1 pseudogene is annotated in these 730 nt (G+C 56.8%); it reads left to right on the top strand.

Features of this window, described 5'->3' with window-relative positions:
• Positions 1 to 730, top strand: a pseudogene (locus AB204_RS19870) (RHS repeat protein); the annotation flags it as partial.

The raw sequence follows: 730 nt of genomic DNA, 5'->3' as shown, positions 1-730 counted from the left end.
GGCGCCATAGCCAAATCGTCTGGGAAGCGGATCCATCAGGCGCTATCACCACATTCGATTACAGCCCTGATGGTGCGCTTACCGAGGTAAAACTGCCGACTGGCGACATCTTTGCTTATGATTATGACGAACACGGGCAGCTCATCGAAACTGTTTTGCCCACCGGCGAGCGCTGGCAATGTCACTATGATGAGCAGGGCAATCTGACAGCACTGACCAATCCATTAGGGCATAGAGAAGAATACCAATACGGCACCCACGGTGAATTGCGCCAGCGCCTGTTACCGGACGGACGCCAGTGGCACTACGCCTATGACGAGCAACAGCGGCTGGCCGCAGTGATGACGCCGGACGGTCAGACCACTGGACTGCAACTGGATGAACTGGGGCGCCTGCGCCAACTCACCGATGCCCTGAAGCAGCAGACTCACTACCGTTACAGCGACGACCATGCCAGCCTTAACGGTAGCCTGACCGATGTCGAACTGCCGGATGGTACCACCCAGCAACTGGCCTATGACAGTGAACGGCGCGTGGTGGCAGTGACTGATGGCGAAGGCCATACCACGCGTTACACTTACGGCGCATTTGATCTGCTCAATCAGGTGACTCGACCCGATGGCACGGTATTACACTTTGGTTATGATCGTCTGACCCGATTGAACTCAGTGACCGCCTCCACTGGCGAAACCTACCGTTATGAGCGGGATGCCGCCGGGCAGATTATCCG

The sequence above is a fragment of the Xenorhabdus khoisanae genome (assembly GCF_001037465.1).
GTDB lineage: Bacteria > Pseudomonadota > Gammaproteobacteria > Enterobacterales > Enterobacteriaceae > Xenorhabdus > Xenorhabdus khoisanae.
The sequence above is the reverse complement of the archived record's forward strand: the minus strand, read 5'-3'. Positions and strand labels throughout refer to the sequence as shown.